Here is a 23592-nt window from a genome sequence, read left to right as displayed (position 1 = left end):
ATTGCCTAGGAACCGATTCGCTGGAGCAGGGTGGTGGCGGCGTCGAGGACCACGTCTCGGGCGTGGGTGAGTCGGTAGTCGTACTTGGTGGTGCCGCCAGGTCCTACGCCGATGCGCAGGGCGACGAGCGCGACGGTCAGCACGGGCGACACGACGACGATCGAATGTTCCTCGGCCAGTGGCTCGTTGGGTCCGACGGCTACTTCACGATAGCGATGGTGTGCATCGCTCGTGTCTGGACGAACCGATTCAGGATCGCGTGTGCCGAAGACGACCGTCAAAGCGCTGTGTACGGCAACGTCGTTCACGGCGGCAGCGTGAACGCGGCTGAGGGACAGCGATGATCCTGTCGTCACGAGAACGATCGTGGACGGCCCCGCCGTCATCGCACTGAGCAGCAGGCCCGATCCGAGTGCGCCGATCAGAGCTTCGTCCGCACGCCGCGGCCGCGTCGCCGCACTGACGACTCCGTACGGCGTCACGGCCGCCGGGGCGCGAACGGTGACGGCGACGTCGTGCGCCTCCGGGACCACCCGAGGTGCCCCACTGCCGAACGCCGGAAGCGGCGCGGGCGGACCGAACAGATAGCCCTGCCCCCAGCCTGCACCCATGTCCAGCGCCGTCCGCAGGTGCTCTTCCGTCTCGATGCCTTCCGCGACGATCCGCGCGCCGGTCCGATCCGCTTCCGCGGCCACCGCCGACACCACCGCCGCGGTGTGTGCGGTGGGCCTGCTCTGCACGAGCCCCATGTCGAGCTTGATCACGTCCGGTCGCAGGAACGGCAGCAACGCCAAGCTCGACGAGTCCGCGCCCACGTCGTCGACGGCGACGCGCCAGCCCAGGTGCCGCGCATGTTCGACGGCCCGGAGCAGACGAGCAGGATCACGGAGCAGGTTCCGCTCGGTGATCTCGATGACGATCGACAACCCGCGGGCCTGCGCGAGAACCGTCGACGACCGACGAGGCGGCGGAGTCTCGAGCGCGACGGGCTCGGCGTTCACGAACAACATCACGCCGTCGGGCAGGCCTGCATCGAGTGCTCCGCGCAGGGCCGTCAACCGGCATCGCCAATCGAAGTCGACGAGCACGTCGTGCGATTCCGCTGCCATCAGCAAGTCGGGTGTCGTCGACCACGGGCTACTGGGGCCGACGCGGGTGAGCGCCTCGAACCCGACGATGCCGTTGCCGTCGAGCTCGACGATCGGCTGGTACACCGAACCGATGTCCACCGTGAGGGGTGACGCCGCAGCCGTGTCGTGGTGGTGGTCCAACTGCGCGCCTCCTCGTCCGAACACGACAATTCCACCCCACCCGGCCATCATCATGCCCTGCGCGGCCACCGGGCACCGCGTGCGGGCAGGACACACGGCGATATGGTTCGACGTAATCGCACACTCGGATCGGACGGACACATCGATGGTTGGATCGGATCGGCACCGTCCACCGGACGAACAGTTCCTGTTCGCCGGCCGGTACCGACTCGGCGAGGTCCTCGGCCGCGGCGGTATGGCCGAGGTCGTCACAGCCGTCGACGACGTGTTGGGCCGGTCGGTGGCGGTGAAGATCTTCGCCCACGCCGGGCCGCACGACACGTCGGGACGCATCGACGCCGAGAAGCGCACACTGGCCTCGCTCACCCACCCGAACCTCGTCGCGCTGTACGACGCGGGCGAGGCAGCAGATCCCGGCGGCGTGGTCGTTCCGTACCTGGTGATGGAACTCGTCGACGGCCCCACCCTGTCCGCATTCCGATACGGCCGCGCACTGCCGCCGCAGGTCGTAGCCCGAATCGGCGCCGAGTTGGCCTCTGCGCTGACCTATATCCACAGCCGCGGCGTCGTACACCGCGACATCAAGCCCGCCAACATCCTCATCGCCCGGCCCGACGTCCCGGACGACAGCCAGTTCACCAAACTCACCGACTTCGGAATCGCCCGCATCGTCGACGGCATCCGCCTGACCGACCACGGCACCACCGTCGGAACCGGGCATTACATGAGCCCCGAACAGGCAACCGGCACCGCCGCCGGACCGGCGACCGACATCTACAGCCTGGGCCTGGTCCTCATCGAATGCCTCACCGGACGCATGGCGTTCGAAGGCAGCGCCGTCGCCGCCGCGATCGCACGCTTGCACCGCGACCCAGTGGTTCCCGACGACGTCGGACCGGAGTGGGCAGCATTGCTCACCGCCATGACGGCGCGCGATCCCCAGAATCGTCCCGACGCCGCCCAAATCAGATCGCGACTGCAGGACCTCATCCGCACCGGGCCCGCAGCTGGCGCCACCGCCGCACTGGACCCGCAGTTCCTGACGGCCTCGTTGACCACCGACCAGATGGCGGTCCAGCCGGTGACCACCCGACGACGCAAGCTCTGGATTCCGATCGCTGCCGCCGTGACCGCCCTCGCCGTCGCCGTTGCCGTCGGATGGGCGAGCTTCGGCAGCGACGACACCCCTGTACCCGACGCCGTGCAGACATCCCCTGCGACATCCACCGAGCCGACGCCGCCCCCGACCACCATTCCTCCGGAACTGCCGATCACCACGCCACCGGCCGCAGTCACACCCGCACCCGCTCCCCAACCTCAGGCACCCGTCGAACCTCCCGCGTCCAACGGCGGTGGCAATGGAAACGGAAACAACGGGAACGGCAATTCGGGCAACGGCAACAGCGGAAACGGCAACGGCAACGGGTTTGCCAATTCCGGGAACAGCAACGCCAATTCGAACAACGGTCGGAACGGCGGCTGACGCGACGAAATCCCTTCAGGACTTGACGCCTGATTCGACAAGCTTCAATATAGACGGATGTCGAATCAGCCTCTGCCGATCGAGGATGTCTCCGCAGGAGAATGCTGCTCGCCGCTGGTTCGCGAGCCGCTGACCGTCGATCGGTCGGTAGACCTGGCTCGGATGTTTAAAGCCTTGGGTGACCCGGTGCGGTTGCGCTTGCTCAGCCTGGTGGCCAGCCACGACGGCGGGGAGGCATGCGTCTGCGACATCTCGCCGCACTTCGATCTGTCGCAACCTACGATTTCCCACCACTTGAAAGTGCTTCGGGAGTGCGGCCTCCTCGACTGCGAGCGACGCGGAACCTGGGTGTACTACTGGGTCGTTCCGACTGCACTGGAAGAACTGTCGACCGTCCTCGGCACAACGACGAAGGTCGCCTCGTGAGCACCACGACCGTCGTCGGCAAGCTCTCCACGCTGGACCGGTTCCTCCCGGTCTGGATCGGCGTGACCATGGTCGTCGGTCTGCTGTTGGGACGGTCGATTCCCGGATTGAATGACGCTCTGGCGGCCGTGTCGATCGACGGCGTCTCGCTGCCCATCGCAGTCGGCTTGCTGATCATGATGTATCCGGTGCTGGCGAAGGTGCGCTACGACCGACTCGACACCGTCACCGGCGACCGGAAGCTTCTCGTCGGTTCGCTCGTGCTGAACTGGATCCTGGGTCCGGCGTTGATGTTCGCTCTGGCGTGGATATTCCTGCCCGATCTGCCGGAGTACCGAACCGGACTCATCATCGTCGGCCTCGCCCGCTGCATCGCCATGGTCATCATCTGGAACGACCTCGCGTGCGGAGACCGTGAAGCCGCCGCCGTGTTGGTCGCGATCAACTCGGTGTTCCAGGTGGTCATGTTCGCCGTTCTCGGGTGGTTCTACCTGTCGGTCCTTCCCGGATGGCTCGGGCTCGAGCAGACCACCATCGAGGCGTCACCGTGGCAGATCGCGAAGTCGGTGCTCATTTTCCTCGGCATCCCGTTGGTCGCTGGCTTCGCATCGCGCTACTTCGGCGAACGCGCCAAGGGCAGGAAGTGGTACGAGTCGACATTCATTCCCAGGATCGGACCGTGGGCGCTGTACGGCTTGCTGTTCACCATCGTCGTTCTCTTTGCGCTGCAGGGTGATCGGATCACGTCACAGCCTCTCGACGTCGTACGCATCGCACTTCCGCTGTTGGTCTACTTCGCGGTGATGTGGGGCGGCGGCTACGCCCTCGGCGCCGCGATGGGCCTGGGGTATCAACGCACCACCACACTCGCATTCACCGCTGCGGGCAACAACTTCGAGCTCGCCATCGCCGTCGCGATCGCCACCTACGGCGCCACGTCCGGGCAAGCACTCGCCGGCGTGGTCGGACCACTCATCGAAGTACCGGTCCTCGTCGGACTGGTGTACGTGTCCCTGGCTCTACGCAAGCGGTTCACACCCGAAAGGACGTACCCATGACGAGCGTGCTGTTCGTATGCGTGAAGAACGGCGGCAAGTCGCAGATGGCTGCCGGACTGATGCGCAAAGCCGTCGGCGATTCCGTCGAGATCCACTCCGGCGGAACCGCGCCCGGAAGTGCCGTCAATCCGCTGTCCGCGCAGTCGTTGCTGGAAGTGGGCGTCGACCTCACCGGCGAACGCCCCAAGCCCATCGACCCCGAACTCCTCGCCCGAATGGACTACGTCGTCACTCTCGGCAGCGAGGCGAAAGTCGATGCCGTAGAAGGCCCGACGTTCGAGAACTGGGACACCGACGAGCCGTCGGAACGCGGAATCGACGGCATCGAACGCATGAGACTCGTGCGCGACGACATCGCCACCCGCGTCGACGATCTCGCCCGACGCATACTCCGTTAGGCCTCGACGAAAGGACGTCACCGTCATGTCCGCTCACCCTGTAGTCGTCATCGGAGCAGGACCCATCGGTCTTGCCGCCGCAGCTCACCTCACCGAAGCCGGCACTCCCGTCCTGGTCCTCGAACGTGGACGCTCGGCCGGTACTGCTGTTGCACAATGGAATCACGTCAGATTGTTCTCGCCGTGGTCGGAAATCGTCGACCCGGCCGCCGCACGCCTCCTCGAACCCACCGGATGGTCTGCCCCGGACGGCAAAGGCTACGCAACCGGAAGCGAGTGGGTCGAGAAGTACCTCGCACCGCTGGCCGCAGTTCTCGGCGATTCGGTGCGTTTCGACTCCGAGGTCGTGGGCGTCGCCCGCCGGGGGCGGGACCGTGTCGTCGACTCCGGTCGTGACACCGAACCTCTGGCTGTTCATGTCAGACGAACCGACGGCACCGAGGAACGCATCCTCGCCAGGGCAGTCATCGACGCATCGGGAACATGGGGAAGCCCGAATCCGCTCGGGTCCGAGGGACTCCCCGCAATCGGGGAACATGCTGCCGCCGAGACTGTCTCGTATCGAGTCCCCGACCTCTCGGACGAGTCGGTACGCGGCCGCTTCGCCGGCACACACGTGGTCATCGCCGGAAGTGGTCATTCTGCACTGACCGCGATCATCGCATTCGCCGACCTGGCCGCGGCCAACCCCGGCACGACACTGACGTGGGCCGTGCGGCGCGCAGTCACCGAATCGGTGTTCGGCGGAGGCGAATCCGACGAGCTCGCCGCACGCGGCGCGCTCGGCCTCCGCGCGAAGAAAGCCGTCGACGACGGCCTCCTGCAGGTCGTCTCCGGTTTCCGGACAGAGACGATCCTGCACGACGACGGCAGACTCGCGCTCGTCGGCGACAACGGAACCCGGATCGACGGCGTCGACCACGTCGTCGCGCTGACGGGGTTCCGACCCGACCTGAGTTGGCTGTCCGAAGTTCGTCTGGACCTCGACCCGACACTGCAGGCACCACGGTCGTTGGCGCCGTTGATCGATCCCAACGTCCACTCCTGCGGCACCGTCTACCCGCACGGCGTGGACGAGCTCACCCAACCCGAGCCAGGGTTGTACCTGGTCGGCATGAAGAGCTACGGCCGGGCGCCGACGTTCCTGGCGATGACCGGGTACGAACAGGTTCGCAGCATCGCTGCCGAACTGTCCGGCGACCCCGAGAGCGCTCGCACCGTCGAGCTACGTTTGCCGGATACCGGCGTCTGCGGCGGTGCAGGGTTGTTCGACGATCCCGAAGCCGACGCCTCGGTGGTGGGCGGATGCTGCGGCACGCCGGGACCCGTCAGCGTCGGACTGGGATCAGGCTCCGGTCGCTGAGTCCACGTCGGAGTCGATGTCCGGCACGGACATACCGAGATGCTCGATGTGATAGACCGCCTCGTCGAGCAGCATGGCGACGTGATTGTCGTACAGACGGTAGATGACGCTGCGGCCCGATCGCGCGCCGGTCACCAACCCCATCGCTCGGAGCAGTCGGAGCTGATGGGAGACAGCGGACTGTTCCATCTCGACAGCGTCGGCGAGGTCGTTGACGCCGCTGGGCCCCTGGCGGAGCTGGGTGAGGATGCGTAGCCGACTCGGCGTCGCCAACGCCTGAAGCGTCGCTGCCACCGTCGCGGCGGATTCCGCATCCAACTGCGCCGGAGGAGTGGTGCGTCCCTCGACTCCATGTCCCATTCGACGATCATAGTTTATGTTCACATGTATAGGTCTTCATGTGATGAGGTAGCGTGACGTCATGACTTCCATCGGGACCGCCCCGTCACCGTCGATCGACAGCCCTCGGACCGGGACCGCCACCCGCACCCGGTTGCTCGCCGTCGCCGAAGTCCGGTGGGCACTCGCCGCCACCGCACTGTTCGCGGTGGGCCTGCTCGTGCAGATCACCGGTGGCCCGACGTGGCTCTACTGGGCGCTGTACCTGACGTGCTACGCCGTCGGCGGCTGGGAATCGGCGCTCGAAGGCCTACGCGCGCTTCGCAACAAGACGCTCGACGTCGACCTGCTGATGATCGTCGCCGCCATCGGAGCAGCGTCGATAGGGCAGGTGTTCGACGGGGCACTGCTCATCGTCATCTTCGCGACATCCGGCGCGCTGGAGGCAGTCCTCACCGAGAGAACCGCGGACTCCGTCCGAAGCCTGTTGGGCCTGACACCCGACACCGCGGTCCGGCTCGACGCCGGCGGCACCGAACACCGAATCGACGCAACGGACCTGACCGTCGGAGACATCGTCGTCGTCCGTCCCGGCGAGCGCCTCCCCGGTGACGGAACCGTCGTCGACGGCGGGTCCGACATCGACCAGTCCTCGATCACCGGGGAGTCCGTCCCGGCCTTCAAGACCGTCGGCGACGACGTGTTCGCCGGGACCATCAACGGCACCGGTGTGCTGCGGATCCGAGTCGACGTCGACCCGTCGGACACCGTCATCGCCCGGATCGTCACGATGGTCGAGCGTGCCTCCGAGACCAAAGCGAAGAAGCAGCTGTTCATCGAGAAGGTGGAGCAGTACTACTCGACCGGCGTCGTGGCCGCCACGGCAGCGGTGTTCACCATTCCCCTGCTGTTCGGCAGCGACCTGCAGGCGGCGTTGCTGCGCGCGATGACGTTCATGATCGTGGCGTCGCCGTGTGCGGTCGTCCTTGCGACGATGCCGCCCCTGCTCGCCGCGATGGCAACCGCCGGCCGCAACGGCGTCCTCGTCAAGTCGGCCGTCGTGATGGAACAGCTGCGCCTGACCGACGTCGTCGCCTTCGACAAGACCGGAACCCTCACCGAGGGAACACCTCGCGTCGAACGGGTCGACGCCGTGGACGGCTTCGATCACACCGACGTCCTGCGATGGGCCGCGGCCGCCGAAGTGGGAAGCGAGCACCCGGTCGGAGTCGCAGTAGTCCACCACGCCCGTAGCCGCGGGCTTACGGTACCTCCCGCATCGAATTTCGAATCGACACCGGGCGTCGGCGTACGCGCACGGGTCGACGGACGACAGATCAGAGTGTCCAAACCCGATTCGGCCCAGACGTCTTCGATCACCTCCGGCATCCGAACGCACGGAACGACCACCGTCGTCGTCACCGTCGACGACGTGCCCGCCGGAACCATCGCTCTGGTCGACACCATCCGCCCCGGGGTCGACGGCGCCGTGTCCGAGCTGGAGCGTCTGACGTGCGCCTCGTCGGTGCTGATCACCGGCGACAACCTCGGGTCCGCACAGCACGTCGCCCGGCGCGCCGGAATCTCCGACGTGCGAGCCGGATTGCTGCCGGAGGACAAGGTCGACGCCGTGCGCGGACTGCAAGCACGCGAGCAACGGGTCCTCGTCGTCGGCGACGGGGTCAACGACGCACCAGCCCTCGCCGCGGCCGACACAGGAGTTGCCATGGGTCGCAAAGGGTCCGACCTGGCACTCGACACCGCCGACGCCGTCCTGGTGCGCGACGACGTCGCCGCGCTCGCCAAGGTGATCGAACTGTCGCGCCGGGCCCATCGCATCGTCGTCGCCAACCTCGTCATCGCCGGCACGTTCATCGTCGTCCTCGTGGCCTGGGACCTGATCGGAACCCTGCCCCTCCCAATCGGCGTCGCCGGGCACGAAAGCTCCACCGTCCTCGTCGCTCTCAACGGCATGAGACTTCTGCCCTCACGTGCGTGGCGAGGGACGAAACACCCTGGTTGACGGCCGAATCCGGAACTTGTCGGTGGGTCGCGGTACCTTTCCCCGCATGCAGAAGTTGGGGGACTCGAGCACCGCAGCGGAACTCTCGGACCGAGACGTCATCGCCGCCATCACCGAGCTCACCCACGCCCAGAATCAGACTGCCGCACGTAAATACGTTCTACTCGACGAGTTCGCCCGCCGTGGCCTGAACCTGAAGACAGGGCATTCGACGCCACAGCATTACATCGCCTCGGGCACCCGTGTCACCCTCGCCAACTCGACCCGGCAGTTCGTCACTGCCAACTGGCTCAGCCGATGGCCTTCGGTGACCGAGGCTCTCGCCACCAGCGACATCTTCGTCGACCACGTCAAGGAAATCCACGACGGCTACACCAACATCAGCAGCGCGGACTCCACGCTCTCCGAGGAAAGCCTGGCCGCAGCGGTCGCAGACCTGCTCGCGACAGCAATGAACGGCACAGCTCACCAGGTCAAGCAGCGCGCTCAGGTGTTGATGCACGCAGTCATCGACGACGCCCGCGCCCGATACGACAGCGCACTCGGACGACAAGAAGCACGCAAACAGAAAGAGCGCGAAGCAGAAGAGCAAGGACAGCCCCTGCCCGACGACGATCCTGACGACGATCCCGATCCTGATACCGATGTGTTGAAGAACCCTCCGCCACAACCGGTATCGGAGAACACTGCGCTCAACAAGCTCGAGCTGTTCCTCCTGGCCAACGGACGCCTTGGCTTCAAGGGGGATGTGGACAAGGTTCTCGGCGAGAAGCTCCGGTCGGCACTGTCCCCGCTCTCGCGGCCACAACCGGCACCCGACGGCACCCGCGATCCCCGCAGTACATCCAGACGTCAGGCCGACGGGTTGTCGCGGCTCCTCGACCTCGTCGGCGGCGGCACACGCTCCGCCGGGCCGGGAACACCACCGGCGACGGTCAACGTCACCGTGAACCTCAGTGACCTCCTCGCCGACAGAGCCCGCTCGTCATCGCCGGACACCACAAGTGGGACAGCCACTTCCGGCGCCACACACAGGTCGCCGAAGATGGGTGACCCGGACTGGCCGTTCCAGCTCGAATGGACGGGCCCCTTGAGTCGCAGCCTCGCACGCCTGCTCGCCTGCGACGCGAACCTCAAGCCAATCATCCTGGACAACAACGACGTTCCCCTCTCGATGGGGAAGGAAGTCCGGCTCGCCACTCCTGAGCAACGCGCAGCCGTGTCCGTCCGCGACAGATGCTGCGTCCGATGCGGCCTCCCCGCGCAGTGGTGCCAAGTGCACCACATCGTCTTCTGGGAAGACGGCGGGCCGACCGACCTCACCAATCTGGTCCTGATCTGCGGCGACTGCCACCGCCTCGTTCACAATCACGGCTGGGACATCGACTTCGGCGCCGACGGCCACCCTCGCGTCATCCCACCCGCCGCCATCGACCCCGAACGAAAACCGATACCCAGCTTCCACCGACAACGCCGCCCCGCTGCCTGACCGGTCGAGCCGTCCACAGCACCCTCCCCGCCCCGGACCACCCGGGCAGGGGCTGGGTGCCAGAGGTGTTGGGCAAGCACCGCGGCGTCCGCGCAGAAATCGCTAGGCTGGCCAGGTGTTCTTCCTCTTCGGTTACGGCAGCAAGCAAAAACACCTCGGCGCAGGCCAGACCCGAACGTGCCCTCGGTGCAACAACACCACGCAGTGGTCGCGGATCCGGACGTACACACAGTTCACGGTGTTCTTCATCCCTGTCGCGAGGTGGAGCCGCCGACAACTCGAACAGTGCAGCATCTGCGGCACCGCCGTCGAGGCCTGACCACCCCACAACCCGGATGTAACTGCGCCTTCCAGGTCAACCGTCCTCGGGCACAGGGTCACCATGCGGACCCCACTGACTCCCGGGGAGCACTTGCTCTCCTTCACCCGTGCCTGCGGCGGTACTCCGCCTCGGCTCCCGGATGGAGAGGGATCGTGCCGGTCATGACGAGAGACCGGGCGTCGAGGAACTGACTGCCGATCGCCTGGCGAGGAACCAACGCCGACGACCTGTCCAGCAGCACGCTCACCAACGCTGCGACCGTCTCGTCCGGCACATCCGGGCGGACCAGCAGCAGATTCGGGATGCCCACCGTCGTGACCTCCGGGTGCTCGCCGTACACACCCGCCGGCACCGGCACCGCCTCGTACGCCGTCCCGAATTCACTCCTCAAGCCCGCGACCACCCCGCCCAGATCGAGTAGCCGCACCGGCACCGGCGGATCGGCGAACGCAGGCGTCGGCAACCCACCCGCCCACATCACCGCGTCGACCTCGCCGGCGTACAACGCATCGGCCGCCGCGTTCATCGACATCTGCACCTCGCGAACAGCGTCGGGCAGCCCCGCTGCATCGAGCACCCGGCGCGACACCAGCGTCGCGCCGGAGCCGGGAGCGCCGATGCTGACCGACCGTCCGCGCAGGTCGGCAATGGACTCGATCCCGGAATCGGCACGCACGGCGATCTGGAAGTAGTTCTCGTACACGCAGCCCACCGCCGTCAGATCCTGGCCCGGATGGTCGTACGCCGCGTCCGCGAGCGTCATCGCCAACTCGGCCCGCCCGGACTGCAGCGCATCGAGATTGTCGACGGAACCCTCCGTCGTCAGCGGGACGATGTCGGCTGCTCCGGCGCCCGCGGCCGCGTCGGCGAGCAGTCCGCCGAACTCCCAGAAGAAGCCGCCGATCTCACCGGCCGCGAGACGCACCCGAGGCGACGGCTCCGACGAGCACGACACCGAGGCCCCTGTCGCCGCACCGACGGCGAGAACGCCGGCAGCCCGCAGAACTGCTCTTCGTGAGAGCAGCACTGCGGGCTGGACCATGGTTCTCACCTTAAGGCGAGGTCGCTCACTGGAAGGCGCGACCCTGTTCGCGGTCCAGAACCGTCTCGGTCTTGTTCCGCAGAACGAAGATGTAGACCACCAGCGACACCGCGATCACCACCGTCACGTAGAGGATGAACCACGAGACGTGGCCACCGTTCTTCGCGGCCTGGTAGATCAGCGGCGCCGTGCCACCGAACGCCGAGTTCGCCAACGCATACCCGAGGCCGACGCCCAAGGCACGCACGTGCGACGGGAACAGCTCCGCCTTCACGATCGCGTTGATGGAGGTGTAGCCGGTCAGGATGACGTAACCCACGCACACCAGCGCGAGCGACTCCACCACCGACGTCGCGGACGGCAAGTACGTGATGAGCACGTAGGTGTACAGGACACCGCCGATACCGAAGAACACGAGCAGCGGCTTGCGACCGACCTTGTCGCTGATCATTCCGCCGATCGGCTGCAGCAACATCAGGAAGATCAGGCCGAAGAGGTTGATCCACGTCCCGGTCATGCCGCGGTCCTCGTACGCCGTCTTGATCATCGACGGAGCGTTGACGCTGTACGTGTAGAACGCGATGGTGCCGCCGATCGTGACCATGAAGCACACCAGCAACGGCCGCCAATGATTCAGCACCAGCTCCTTCATCGATCCCGACGCCCGGTCGGCACCACTGCGCACGGCCGCCAGCTGATCCTTCGTCAACGATTCGTCCATGCTGCGACGCAGCCAGAACACCACCACCGCAGCGACACCGCCGATGAAGAAGGCGATGCGCCAACCGAACTCCTCGATCTGCCCCCGGTCCAGGAACGCCTGCATGATCAGCAGCGTCACCTGTGCGAGCACATGTCCACCGACGAGGGTGACGTACTGGAACGACGAGAAGAATCCCCGACGCTCCCGCGTCGCGGCCTCGGACATGTACGTCGCCGACGCGCCGTACTCGCCGCCCGTCGCGAAGCCCTGCACCAGACGGCACAGAATCAGGATGACCGCGGCCCACACACCGATGCTCTCGCGTCCCGGCGTCAGCGCGATGACCAGCGAGCACGCAGCCATCATCGAGACGCTGAAGGTCAGCGCAGCACGTCGGCCGTTGCGGTCGGCGTAGCGGCCGAAGAACCACGAACCCACCGGACGCATCAGGAACGTGACGGCGAAGATCGCGTACACGTAGACGGTCGAGTTCTTGTCCGCCGAATCGAAGAACTGATTCTCGAAGTACGTCGCGAAGACGGTGTAGACGTACACGTCGTACCACTCGACGAGGTTGCCCGACGACCCGCGGAGCGTGTTGAACACCGCACGCCGAGTCGCCGCGGGAGACGAAACGGGGGCGGACCGCGGTGAGTCAGCGGTCGAGGTGGCCTCGTTGGCCATGGGCAGTCCTTCCACAGGGGGCTCGTGCTGGTCGCCGCGAGCTGTGCGGCAACCGTCGTGCCCCTACTGTGACCCCAGGCACAGCCTCCGACAAAACCGTTTCCGATTTCCTAACACTCTCTTAGGAAAGGACCGCCGGTACTGCCAGCTCGACGCGCAGACCCGATGGCACACCCGCGCTGACCTGCAAGGACCCTCCTGCTCGCTCGGTCAAGGCGTGGACGATCGACAAGCCGAGCCCGGTGCCCTCACCGCCGACCCCCGGCGCCCGATAGAACCGGTCGACCACCTTCGGCAGCTCGCTCGTGGGTACTCCCCCACCCGAGTCCGCCACCCACACCAGCACGTGACCGTCGCTCTCCCGGCACCCGATCTCGACAGACGAACCCGCGCCCGCGTACTTCGTGACGTTGCTCAGCAGCGCATCGAGAATCCTGATCATGTCGTCCTCCGGCAACGCTGCGCACGGCACATCGTCGGCGACGGCGAGCGAGAAGGACATCCCCGCGACGGCCAATGTGGTCGACCAGAATTCGACGCGGCCCAGTATAGCCGCCCCGGCGTCGCACCCTGTCGTTCGCGCGCTCGCCGGCGTCTCGGCAGCCGCCAGGACAAGAAGATCCTCGACAACGGTGCTCAGCCGGTCCACCTCCAGAGTCGTCTTCACGTGCGCCTCGGATGCCGACTCCGGCACCCTCATACCCAGCACATCCAGTCGAATACGCAGCGCAGCCAAAGGATTACGCAAAGCATGGGCGGTGTCCGCGACCAGCCGACGCTGAGCCGCGGTGGCCGCCTCCACGTCGTCGGCCATGGCGTCGAACGCACCGGACAGCTCACGCACTTCCGGCGGCCCGACGTACTCGGTCGACTCAGGCCTCGGCGTTTCCTCCGCCGGCAGCTCGGCGTGGAACTTGTCTCCGAACGACTGCACACGCGACGACAACGCCGTCAACGGCCGAACCACCCAGCGCGACAACGCAGCAGCGATCACTGCCACGGACACCAGGATCAGCAGCGCACCTGCGCCGATGACCACCCACGCCACCGCTACGTCTCTACGCGCCGCATCGGTCGACGCATCGATCACCACCGCACCGTCCACCTGGGTTCCACCGCCGACGGGAGCCGCGACCAACACCTCGGACTGAGCCCACGGCGTCAAACTCGAAGGGACGTCGCCGCGTTGGTTACGTAACGCTCCCGACACGGCCTCCTGCACATCCGGCCGGTCGACGTCGATACCCGCCGACGCACGCACCACACCGCCCCGGTCGACGATGGCGAGGCCCTCGCCGTACAGAGAGTGGTAGCGCTGCACGGACTCTCGCAACCTCGGCACCCCGGACTCGTCCTCCCGCGAGGACAACTCCGCGAAGAACGTCGCTGCCGCGGCGCGGTTCTCGCCGAACCTCTGCACACGTTCCCGCCCCACCAACACCGCCAGAGGCACCGCAAGCGCGAGCACGACGACGATGGAGTAGATCATCAACACGACCAGCACCCGGCGTCGCACGTCAGGTGTCCCAGCGGTAACCGAAGCCGCGGATGGTGACGATCGCCCCGGGACGCCCGAGCTTGGCCCGCAGCGCAGTCATGTGAACGTCGAGCGTGCGCGAGATCGCCACGTACGCATCACCCCAGATGGCGTCCATCAACTGCTCGCGGCTCACGGCTTCGCCCCGCCTCGTCACGAGGTGCGCCAGCAGTTCGAACTCCTTGGTCGTCAGCCCGATGTCTCTGCCGTCGACCTCGACCCCGCGTCCCACGAGATCGACCACGACATCGCCGAGCACCACCCGGTCCGCCGAGGACTCGGCCGCTGCACTGCGACGCCTCGCCGCCACCTCCAGCCGCGCATGCAGTTCACCGAGCCGAGCGGGCTTGACGACGTAATCGTCGGCACCGCCGCGCAACGCCCGCACCACCGAACGCTCGTCGTCCCTCGCCGTCAGCACCACCACCGGCACCGGACTGAGAGTTCGGAGCTTGCGCAGCACCTCGAGCCCGTCCATGTCCGGCAGCCCGAGGTCGAGCAACACGACGTCCATGTCGTGGTAGCCGAGCAGTACATCCGCTCCGCGGCGCATCCGAACGGGCGCGTGGCCGACTTCGGTCAGCGCCTCGACCAGCGCCTCACCGAGTCCGTCGTTGTCCTCCACCACCGCGATACGCATCCACCACAAGATATATCCGACGCCGACGCGGCGGCCCCGGGACACCCGAACACGTCACAGCGCAGGAAGCGCCTGGGGTGCCTCGGGACCGTCGTACCGGGCGATGGGCCGGATGATCTTGCTGTCCGCGGACTGCTCGACGATGTTGGCGCACCACCCCACGATCCGGCTGCACGCGAAGGTCGGCGTGAACATGGACCTGGGTATCCCGCACAGCTCCATCAGCACGCCCGCGTAGTACTCGACGTTCGCGTAGAGCTTCCGGTCCGGTTTCAGATCCGCCAGCGCCGCGGCGATCACCTTCTCCACCTGCGCGGCCTTGTCGATCAGTTCGCCTCCCAGCTGCTGCGCCGTTTCGCGGAGCATCACCGACCTGGGGTCCTCGGTGCGATACACCGGGTGACCGAACCCCATGATGCGTTCACCCGCAGTGATTTTCGTGCGAGCCCAGGAATCCGCGTCCGCCAGGTCGGCGATCTGATCCAGCCCGTCCAACGCCCGGTCCGGCGCACCTCCGTGCAGCGGACCGGCGAACGCGCCGATCGCCGCACACACGGCGGAGGCGATGTCCGACCCCGTCGACGCGACCACTCGCGCCGTGAAGGTCGACGCATTGAACCCGTGATCGACGGTCGCTGTCAGGTACCGGTCGACCGCCCTGGCATGAGCGTCGCTCGGAACGTCGCCACTGATCATGAACAGCCAGTTCTGCGCCGTCGTCAGATCCTCCCGCGGTTCGATCGGCTCCTGACCCGACCGAAGACGATGGACCGCAGCCAGAACGGTGGGCGTCACCGCACACAGGCGCAACGCCGTCGCTCGTTTGTCGGCCTCGGTGGATTCGTACAGCGGAACAGCGCCGGACAGGCCGGACAGAACCGTGCGCAGCGCCAGAAGCGGCTGCTCCGGGCCGGTCGCGGCAACCGACGCCACGGCCTCGCGCACCTGGGCCGACAGGACCCGCAGCGGCGCGACCGTACGGCTGAACTCTGCTCGCTCGGACAGGCTCGGCAGACGACCCTCCACCATCAGGAACCACGCATCCTCGAAAGTGCGGCTCTCGGCGATGTCGATCGCCGAATACTGACGGTAGTGATAGAAACCCTCGTCGCCTCGGACGTCACCGATCGACGTGGACGTGACGACGACATTGTGTAGCCCACGCGGGGCGTCGAGAACGCTCATGACATCTCTCCTCTGCTGGTCACCCACCACGATCCGCGTTAACATTGATCGTTGTCAATGTTGATACAGTCAATGTTCAGCACGCCGAACCGAGAGGCGAACATGCCATCCCCCGACGGCCGAGATCTCCTCACCACCGCCCAGGCCGCCGCCCGGTTGGGGGTCAAATCCGAAACTGTCTACGCCTACGTCAGCCGCGGGTTGCTGACCAGCAGTCGCCTCCCCGGCGTCAGGGGCAGCGTCTTCGACGTCGAGGAAGTCGAAGCACTCGCCGGTCGAGACACCGCTCGCCGCACCGACATCGGGACGGTGGAACGGATCAGAACTCGGATCACCCTGCTGGACGACGATCACCTGTACTACCGCGGCCGCAACGCCGTCGACCTGACCGCCTACTCGTTCGAGTCGGTAGCGCACTTCGTGTGGACAGGGCAAATGGACTCGGATCGCAGGTTTCACGTCGATCCCGTTGTGGCACAGAAGTGCCGAGATGCCGCCGCGTCACTGTCGCCGGATTGCCGATTCATCGACCGTATCCGCCTCGCCGTCGACGTCGCCGCGACCCACCGTCCGATGCGTGTCGACATCAGCCCGAAATCGGTTGTATCCGAGGCCGGCCAACTGTCGGCGACCGTCGCTGCCTCTCTCACCGAAGCTGCGCCCGACACCTCCGTCGCGGAGTCGATGTGGGCTGCAGTGCGATCGGAGGCATCCGACCCTCGCGGGCTGACCGTTCTACGAGCCGCCCTCGTGCTGATGCTCGACCACAGCCTGGCGGCGTCGACGCTCGCCGTACGGGTCGCGGCCAGTACACGAGCCCACCTCTACTCGGTCGTCGCCGCGGGCTTGGGGTGCATCGACGGACCACTGCACGGATCCGCGGCCGAGCCTGCCTACCGGTTCATGACGTCTGCACGCGTCGACCCGATTTCCGCTCTGGCACAGCACCTTCGATCCGGCGAGCGAGTCCCCGGGTTCGGTCACTTGATCTACACCGACCGGGACCCTCGCGCCCAGGAATTGCTTCGGCTGCTCCGCGACCCGGCAAGCGGCGCCGACGCCGCCGTGATGGCAGCCGCGGACACAGTGATCGACGAGATGCGCGATCGGTTCGACACGTTCCCCAACTCCGATTTCGCGCTCGCCACGTTCACGTGCGCCTTCGGTCTCCGGCCCGACACCCCGGAGGCGCTGTTCGCGTTCGCCCGTATTGCCGGGTGGACCGCGCACGCCCTCGAGGAGTACGACGAACCGCCCCTTCGCTTTCGAGTGCCCGGTATCTACACAGGCATCCGGCCGGGCACCTGAACAGCTCCTGTAAGTCCTGTGTAGTTTCCGCCGAAACGGGCACACTCTCCTCGACCCAGCTTCGAACCCCAGGAGATCTCATGACGATGCCCAGCGACGCCGACGCCGCAGTGGAATCCCACGGCACCAACGACGGCCCCCGCGACCACCCGGCGGACGAGAACACTGCCGTGGGCGCACACGTCGACGACGAGAACGTGCCACACCCTCCGCGCGACGACGAGTCGACGGGCTAGCTCGACGGCCGAACTACGGAAGGTAGAAGGTGGCGAACCCGGGGACCGTCGTGGCGTAAGAGGAAACGGCGACCAGGGCTACCTGCCCCGGCCCGGTCCGCAGTACCGCCTCGCGCGGTGCGCCGCCCAGACCGTCGGACATTCGGGCCGCACCTGACGCCCCGGTGGAGAGGTTCACCCAGCGCACGTCGGCGACCTGATAGCACCCAGGCCTGCCGTCGGCCGGGCTGGTAACCCTGGCGACCCCCGGTTGCTCGCCGAGTACCGCTACGCAGCGGACCTCGGGCGAATCGAAGCTGCCGTTGGTGTTTCCGTACGGCGCCGGGTCGATCTGGAACGGCACCGTGACCTCAGCGGACGCGACTGCCACCGGACCGAAAACCGCCCCGATCATTACCGCCCCACACACCGTCAGTCTCCGTACGAACGTCTTCATGGGTTCGATCCTCCACCCGATGACGGTACGGCGCGCCTTATTGGACCCAAATGCCGTGCAATCCCGCGGGAACACGGATGGGCAGCTCGATCGTCGCCAGCGGCCCGTCCGCCGGGTTGTCGGCGTCCAGGATGTAGAAGCGGGATTTCAGATCCTCGGGATCGGTGCCGATCGCACCCCAGTAATCGTGCGTCTCACCCGGAATGTAGATCGGTTCGCCGATCGCCACTCCCGGAGACCACACCTCGTCGCGCCCGGAGTGCACGTCGTGGAAGAACAGTGATTCGAGGAATCCGTCGTCGACCTCGGATTTTCCGACGGTGGCGATGCGGCCGTGATCGAGCGTCAGCAACCTGTCGTCGACGCGAGGGAATTCGATTCCGAACCGGTCACTGATCTGCGTACGGCTCACCGCACCGGTGACGGGATTCAGCAGCGCCCGCGTCAACGCCGGGTTGTTGACGCCCGTCGGCTTCGTCAGACCACCGGGAAACAGGTGTTCGACGTAGTCGACGGTGACGGTGCCGTCGGGATTGTCGAAAGCGTTGGCGAAGTGCCACACCCAGAACGCATCCGTGTCGATCCACCGAATCGCGCCACCGTCCCGGGGGATCAGCGCGATGCGAGTTCCTCGGTCCGGCTGCCACGACAGCAGCGCTCCACCGGTCATTGCGGCGGCGAGGTCGAACGCCAACGGATTGACGAACAGCACCACGTACTTCTGCGTCAACGCCATGTCGTGAATCATGTAGGGCTTGTCGAGACCGTCGACGGGAGTCGGCGACAGCAACACCCTGCCGTCGGCGCCGACGATCGACCACGTCAGATACGGCGCCTCCAGCGAGTAGTTGAACAGGACCATCTCCCCGGTGTGCGGATCGATCTTGGGGTGCGCCGTGCTGCCGACCCGCATCGCGCCGTCGCAGTCCTCCTGCGCGAGCGTCGCGAGCTTCTCACGGTCCAGCAGGTACGGCCGGTCGCCTTCGGCCATCGCCAGGAGCTTGCCCGCGTGATCGACGATGTTGATGTCCGGCAGTTGACGCGTGGTGCCGGCGAGGGCATCGCCGACGACCGACGCCGGCGGCGTGTATCCGTCCATCACGCCGGACCAGATCGCTTCTCCGCGTTGCTCTTCGAGCTCGACCATCGGCGTCCGAACGAACCGATTGGTGTACGACGCTCGGCCGTCGGCGATGCCGACCCGGTGGACCATCCCGTCGCCGTCGAGGGGAAAGACGAACGATCCGATCGGGTCGAAACGCGGATTGGGTCCGTTCCGCAGGTAACTGCCCTTCAGGTCGGCCGGGATCTCGCCGACGACGTGCAGGTCGGCGACGTCCACCTCCTCGCGCTGCGGTGCGAACACACCGTTCAGGTGGGTGTGGTGGACGACGTCGACGGGCGCCGGCCGGTGCGGGTCGGTGGTGAGCGTGTCGTTCGTCATGAGGGGACTCCCGTTCGTCGGTGCGATGCTTCGATCCTGGTCTTCGGGACCGTGGAGGAACATCGGTCAGAGCACGTAGATATCCCTGCCAGTCACTCCCGGCGGCCGGCGACGAGGGCGGCGAGTTCCACTCGGGTACGCAGGCCCAGCTTGGCCAGCGCGTGCGAGACGTGCGTCTGCACGGTGCGCTGGGAGATGAACAGGCTCTGCGCGATCTCCGGGCCGCTTCGACCGCTCGCCACCATGTCCGCGATGGTCGTCTCGGTCCGGGTGAGGCTGTCCCACCCCGTCCGCGGACGCTCCCGGACGGTCCGCGGATCCAACCGCACTCCCAGCGGACGCAGGCGCATGGCGATTCGCGAGGACAACGCGGTGGCGCCCATGTTCTGGGTGATCAGCAGCGCCGTCCGTGCATGTTCACGCGCACTCACCTTGTCTCCCGACGCCGCGAGCTCGCACGCTGCTTCCTCCCAGGCTGCGGCCTCGGCGATGACGTTGCCTTCCCGGCGAGCGCTCTCCGCGCTCCGAACGGCCTGCGCGACGACGGACTCCGAATCACCCGCGCACAGGGCCCGAGCGAGAGCGACCGGTCCGACGCTCGCCACGGGCAGTGGATCGGAGATCTCCGCGAGGGTGTCGACGATCTCCGCGGCGAACTCACCGTCGTCGGTCCGCCGAGCCAGACGAGCGCAGTCGACGGCGAACGACGGAAGCCACCCGTAGATCCCCAACTCCCTGGCGCCACCCCAATACCTGCGGGCTGCGGCCACCGCAGGCAACAACTTGCGGCCGGACTCGAGCAACGACACCCGCGTCATACCGCAGATCGGCAGTCCGAACTGATGCGGCTGTCCCGAGGTCTCGAACGCATCCAACCGCGCGAGAGCCGCCTCCACGTCGCCTCGGTACACGTCGATCTGAGCGCGGGTGCCCTCCACGATCGACGTCCACCCCATGTCCGCCGAGCCCGCACGTTCCAACCCGGCGTCGATGTGCGCGGCCGCGTCGTCGAGACGGCCTCTCTTCATCGCGATGCCTCCGCGGGTGAAGTCCTGGTACGCCGTCATCCACGCGGCACCGCGGTCGGTCCGCAGCTGCTGAGCGCGGTCCATCAGCGCTTCCGCCGCGACCGGCCCGTGCGCGTACAGCTCGATGAACGGCGGCCACACGTCCGCCGACGTACTGAGCTGAAACCCTGCGCCCACCGCGCCTTCCTGCTGGGACGCTTCGAGCGCCAGGTTCAACCCACTGTCGACAGCACCGGAGAGAAACCGTCGCAGAGCCTCGGTGACCAACACGCTGACCGGTCCCTGAACGGCCCCCAGCTCCCCGCCTGGCACCGGAGTGACGCCCTCCAACAGCGAGACGTACCGCTGCGTGTCCAGCAGACCCGCGCGGGTGGCGTCGTCGACGGGCATCTGCAGTGTCGACGAGATCAACCCGAGCGCGTGCTGCGACTTTCCTTGCGCGATCGAGGTGAACAGCAGCGTCCGGTACAGCAACGGCACGACGGCGGGATCGGTCGCGTTCGACAGACCCTGCGTTGCAACCTCGGCCGACCGGGCGAGCTGGCCGCTGCGCGCCAGTGCCGTCGCCAGGTCCAGCTCGAACGACCCGGCGACGGTGGCCGTCGCAGTCCCCAACAGGTCGACGGCGACCGCAGGAACGTACTGCAATTCCTCCTGCGCCCGGCTCACCGCCGCACCGAGCACCGACTCGTCCCCGCCCGCCGCGAGCAGGTGATGCGCCACCATCTGTCGGTTGCCCGCGGCCTCGTGGTGACGCGCGACCTCCGTGTGCAGAATCGCCCGAAGCGGCGGCGCCAGACCGTCGTACGCCACATCGGCGTAGACGTCGTGCGTGAACGTCAACTCCCCGCTCGGCGACGCGTCGACCATGCCCGCGTCGATCACCGTCTGCGCCGCCCCCACCATCACCGCCGCCGACGTGTCCCCCAGGTCGGCCAGCTCGGCCAGCGTGGCAGGCCCGCCCCACACCGCGAGCTTGCGGACGAGATCACGCGAGGAGGCATCGAGCAGCGAAAGCTGTTCCGCAATAGCCGATTGCAAGTTGCTGGACGCCGACGCGTCGAGCATGCTCGGCGCGGTTGCCCGGCCGTCCTTCACGACGACGGTGCCCTGCGCACGCAGCTCCGTCAGCATCGTCAACGCGTGCATCGGGTTACCACCCGACCGCGCCAGAAGCGTCGACAACGCGGCGTCCGGCCACGCACCGAGTACCTCGTGGGCCAGCACCTCGAGATCCGCGGCGTCCATCGCCGGCAGATTCCACTCACGGACCGTCGGGCGGGCCAGCATGCGAGTCAACAGCTCACGGGTGGGCAGGTGACGTCGCGCGACGAGCACCACCAACGGCAGATCCTTCGCCGCCGCGGCGAGGTGGGACAAGACTTCCAGGCTGCCCGCGTCCGCGTTGTGCGCATCGTCGACCACCAGCAGCTGCGGCCGAACCGCGCACAGTGAATCGACCGCTGCATGGAGCTCGGTGTCGAACCCGGCCGGCGCCGTCGTCGGCACGGCGACGCCGATGAGAGCCGCGGCCACCGCATAGGGCTGACGCCAGGACAACTCGTCAGCCGTCGCCCACCGCGTTTCGATGCCCCGGCCGGACACGAGCCGACGCAGCGTGTACGACTTGCCACTGCCCGGTCCGGCCGTCACCACCAACGTCCGCGGACCGATGCCGTTCATCGCCAGGTCCAGCGCGGAGTCGATCTCGTCGACGATCGACCTGCGCGCCCCGGTGGACGGCAACTTCATGCATACGACGGTAACGCCGAAGCAGCGCCGACCTCGGCGGAACGCGTCGATTCATACATATCGGATGAGTGGCAGCGAATCGTGCGTGCCTACACCGATGATCTGCCACGCCGATCGTTGGAAGCTGATCTCATCGAATTCCGCTCGTCCGACGCAGTGCTGTCGAAAGGCTCCCACCATGAACGGCAAAATGACGATCCTCGGCCTGGCGCCCTGGGCGCTGTTCGCCATCCTTACCGAGAGAATGGGCGCGAGCGCAGTCGGGATCGCCGCACTGCTGGCCTGCGTGAGTTCGCTCGCGCTGGCGTTCGTCGGCCGCAGCACGTCCGTGGCCAGGGGCAACGGCGGCATCAAGATCATCGACGCGGCCGGCATCGTGACCTTCGGGATCATCGCGGTGCTCGGGTTCCTCGGCAACAGCAGCCTGAACGACGCCCTGGCCGACTTCGGTCGCGGCGGCGCGACGTTCGTGCTGGCCGCCGTCATGGCCGTCTCGGTCGTGACGGTGCCGTTCACCGAGCAGTACGCCCGCGACTCGGTGGACCCGCAGTACTGGGGCACCCCGCGATTCCACGAGAAGAACAAGTCCATCAGCGCGATGTGGGCGGGCGTCGTGTTCGCGATGGCCGTCTGCCACGTCATCGCCGGTGCACTGGCGTCGTCCACCGAGATGACCAACAACCACCCGGGCAATCTCCTGCTCAACTGGGTCGTTCCCATCGCGTTGATCGTCTGGGCGGTCAAGCGCACCGGCAGGATCGCCGGCGATCACTCCGCGACGCCGAACAGCGCGACGCCTCAGGCCACCTGAACCGCGCACGACAACGCCGCGCCCACCGCCCGTGTCGATACGAGGGCAGTGAGCGCGGCAGAGTCGGTAGCTACGTCAGGCTGACGCCGATCAGGTTGTCGCTTCCGCGTCCAGCAGGGACAGGGTGCTGTTCAACTGATCTTCCGTGACCAACGGGAACTTCACCTTCTCGAGAAGCTTCTTGTCCGTCACCTTCGACCAGTCGTACGTGTGACGCACCAGCGTCTCGTTGGGACCCTGAGACTCCAACTCCCACAGCCACTCCCACCCGGGAGGCTCGGTGCCCGCAGGCGCGGTGGTCCATGCGAGCAGCTTGTCCTTGGCGTAGCCGGTGACGTGATTGTCGGTCTGGTACTCGCCGCCCATGTGATCGCCGGCCATGTTCATCGTGAACACCTCACCGACCTTCTGGATGCGATCCGCATGATCCACCCCGCGGATGAAGCCGGAAGCATCGATCTTCTGATGCCGCTCGGGATTGGAGAGCACATCGAACACCGCGTCGACGGGAGCTTCGATGGTGCGTTCTACGGTGACCTTCGTTGTGTCGCTCATACAACTACGGTGCCCGACGATGAGGCCGCCTAAACGTTCCCCGGCCGATCGACGGCTCT

Annotated in this window: 22 protein-coding genes; 11 read left to right on the top strand and 11 right to left on the bottom strand. The window is 66.7% G+C overall.

Annotated features, from left to right (window positions below; translation table 11 throughout):
• Positions 1-5: 5 nt before the first annotated feature.
• Positions 6-1367: an EAL domain-containing protein gene (locus tag CH290_RS07775; protein WP_230620938.1), complete on the bottom strand. Its 1362-nt coding sequence runs from the start codon at positions 1365-1367 to the stop codon at positions 6-8.
• A 49-nt stretch (positions 1368-1416) separates the two neighbouring features.
• Between CH290_RS07775 and CH290_RS30940 the strand changes: the two genes are divergently transcribed.
• Genes CH290_RS30940 through CH290_RS07750 form a run of 5 tightly spaced genes read left to right on the top strand, consistent with a single transcriptional unit; the run spans position 1417 to position 5999 of the window.
• Positions 1417-2754: a serine/threonine-protein kinase gene (locus CH290_RS30940; protein WP_033188955.1), complete on the top strand. Its 1338-nt coding sequence runs from the start codon at positions 1417-1419 to the stop codon at positions 2752-2754.
• A 57-nt stretch (positions 2755-2811) separates the two neighbouring features.
• The gene (locus tag CH290_RS07765; RefSeq protein WP_033188954.1) at positions 2812-3180 is read left to right on the top strand and encodes an ArsR/SmtB family transcription factor; all 369 of its coding nucleotides are present in this window, start codon (positions 2812-2814) and stop codon (positions 3178-3180) included.
• Entirely contained in the window at positions 3177-4238 is a 1062-nt protein-coding gene (arsB, locus tag CH290_RS07760; RefSeq protein WP_033188953.1) for an ACR3 family arsenite efflux transporter, read from the top strand. The genes CH290_RS07765 and arsB overlap by 4 nt, the downstream gene beginning before the upstream one ends.
• A complete protein-coding gene (locus CH290_RS07755) occupies positions 4235-4636 on the top strand; it encodes an arsenate-mycothiol transferase ArsC (protein WP_019665714.1) in 402 nt (133 codons plus the stop codon). The genes arsB and CH290_RS07755 overlap by 4 nt, the downstream gene beginning before the upstream one ends.
• A gap of 25 nt (positions 4637-4661) precedes the next feature.
• Entirely contained in the window at positions 4662-5999 is a 1338-nt protein-coding gene (locus CH290_RS07750; protein ID WP_033188952.1) for an FAD-dependent oxidoreductase, read from the top strand.
• Here CH290_RS07750 and CH290_RS07745 read toward each other — a convergent pair.
• Positions 5982-6359: an ArsR/SmtB family transcription factor gene (locus tag CH290_RS07745; RefSeq protein WP_033188951.1), complete on the bottom strand. Its 378-nt coding sequence runs from the start codon at positions 6357-6359 to the stop codon at positions 5982-5984. The two genes, CH290_RS07750 and CH290_RS07745, sit on opposite strands and share 18 nt — an antisense overlap.
• 61 nt (positions 6360-6420) lie before the next feature.
• Here CH290_RS07745 and CH290_RS07740 point away from each other — a divergent pair, with 61 nt between their 5' ends.
• The 3 genes from CH290_RS07740 (at position 6421) to CH290_RS07730 (ending at position 10169) form a co-directional block, all read left to right on the top strand.
• The gene (locus tag CH290_RS07740) at positions 6421-8361 is read left to right on the top strand and encodes a heavy metal translocating P-type ATPase (RefSeq protein ID WP_230620937.1); all 1941 of its coding nucleotides are present in this window, start codon (positions 6421-6423) and stop codon (positions 8359-8361) included.
• Between the two features lie 46 nt (positions 8362-8407).
• Complete coding sequence (locus CH290_RS07735; RefSeq protein ID WP_033188949.1) at positions 8408-9850, top strand: HNH endonuclease signature motif containing protein; 1443 nt, start codon at positions 8408-8410, stop codon at positions 9848-9850.
• A gap of 115 nt (positions 9851-9965) precedes the next feature.
• Entirely contained in the window at positions 9966-10169 is a 204-nt protein-coding gene (locus CH290_RS07730) for a zinc-ribbon domain-containing protein (RefSeq protein ID WP_033188948.1), read from the top strand.
• 103 nt (positions 10170-10272) lie between these two features.
• On the opposite strand, the gene CH290_RS07725 is transcribed toward CH290_RS07730, so the two are convergent.
• The 5 genes from CH290_RS07725 to CH290_RS07705 all read right to left on the bottom strand — a co-directional run bounded on the left by CH290_RS07725 (position 10273) and on the right by CH290_RS07705 (position 15963).
• Entirely contained in the window at positions 10273-11214 is a 942-nt protein-coding gene (locus tag CH290_RS07725; RefSeq protein WP_080748690.1) for a TAXI family TRAP transporter solute-binding subunit, read from the bottom strand.
• 25 nt (positions 11215-11239) lie between these two features.
• Positions 11240-12601, bottom strand: coding sequence for an MFS transporter (locus tag CH290_RS07720; RefSeq protein WP_033188947.1), 1362 nt, complete (start codon positions 12599-12601; stop codon positions 11240-11242).
• A gap of 121 nt (positions 12602-12722) precedes the next feature.
• On the bottom strand, positions 12723-14105 hold the full coding sequence (locus CH290_RS07715; RefSeq protein ID WP_033189001.1) for a sensor histidine kinase: 1383 nt from the start codon (positions 14103-14105) through the stop codon (positions 12723-12725).
• 13 nt (positions 14106-14118) lie between these two features.
• Positions 14119-14778: a response regulator transcription factor gene (locus CH290_RS07710; RefSeq protein WP_033188946.1), complete on the bottom strand. Its 660-nt coding sequence runs from the start codon at positions 14776-14778 to the stop codon at positions 14119-14121.
• A 54-nt stretch (positions 14779-14832) separates the two neighbouring features.
• On the bottom strand, positions 14833-15963 hold the full coding sequence (locus tag CH290_RS07705; protein WP_033188945.1) for a citrate/2-methylcitrate synthase: 1131 nt from the start codon (positions 15961-15963) through the stop codon (positions 14833-14835).
• 102 nt (positions 15964-16065) lie between these two features.
• Here CH290_RS07705 and CH290_RS07700 point away from each other — a divergent pair, with 102 nt between their 5' ends.
• Positions 16066-17271 (top strand): citrate synthase, encoded by a 1206-nt coding sequence (locus tag CH290_RS07700; protein WP_230620936.1) that lies wholly within the window; start codon positions 16066-16068, stop codon positions 17269-17271.
• A gap of 80 nt (positions 17272-17351) precedes the next feature.
• Entirely contained in the window at positions 17352-17507 is a 156-nt protein-coding gene (locus CH290_RS30180) for a hypothetical protein (protein WP_167336912.1), read from the top strand.
• Between the two features lie 13 nt (positions 17508-17520).
• Here the strand turns inward: CH290_RS30180 and CH290_RS07695 are convergent, their stop codons facing one another.
• From CH290_RS07695 to CH290_RS07685, 3 genes are all read right to left on the bottom strand, one after another.
• Positions 17521-17943 (bottom strand): hypothetical protein, encoded by a 423-nt coding sequence (locus tag CH290_RS07695; RefSeq protein WP_033188943.1) that lies wholly within the window; start codon positions 17941-17943, stop codon positions 17521-17523.
• Positions 17944-17980: 37 nt separating this feature from the next.
• Entirely contained in the window at positions 17981-19387 is a 1407-nt protein-coding gene (locus CH290_RS07690; RefSeq protein WP_033188942.1) for a carotenoid oxygenase family protein, read from the bottom strand.
• A 92-nt stretch (positions 19388-19479) separates the two neighbouring features.
• On the bottom strand, positions 19480-22167 hold the full coding sequence (locus CH290_RS07685; RefSeq protein ID WP_033188941.1) for an ATP-binding protein: 2688 nt from the start codon (positions 22165-22167) through the stop codon (positions 19480-19482).
• A 178-nt stretch (positions 22168-22345) separates the two neighbouring features.
• Here CH290_RS07685 and CH290_RS07680 point away from each other — a divergent pair, with 178 nt between their 5' ends.
• A complete protein-coding gene (locus CH290_RS07680; protein ID WP_033188940.1) occupies positions 22346-22978 on the top strand; it encodes a hypothetical protein in 633 nt (210 codons plus the stop codon).
• Between the two features lie 90 nt (positions 22979-23068).
• Here the strand turns inward: CH290_RS07680 and CH290_RS07675 are convergent, their stop codons facing one another.
• Complete coding sequence (locus CH290_RS07675) at positions 23069-23533, bottom strand: SRPBCC domain-containing protein (RefSeq protein ID WP_020110572.1); 465 nt, start codon at positions 23531-23533, stop codon at positions 23069-23071.
• Positions 23534-23592: the final 59 nt, after the last annotated feature.

This window comes from Rhodococcus sp. 06-156-4 (assembly GCF_002259345.1).
GTDB lineage: Bacteria > Actinomycetota > Actinomycetes > Mycobacteriales > Mycobacteriaceae > Rhodococcoides > Rhodococcoides fascians_E.
Note: the sequence above shows the minus strand (reverse complement) of the source record. Positions and strands in the feature narration are given on the sequence as shown.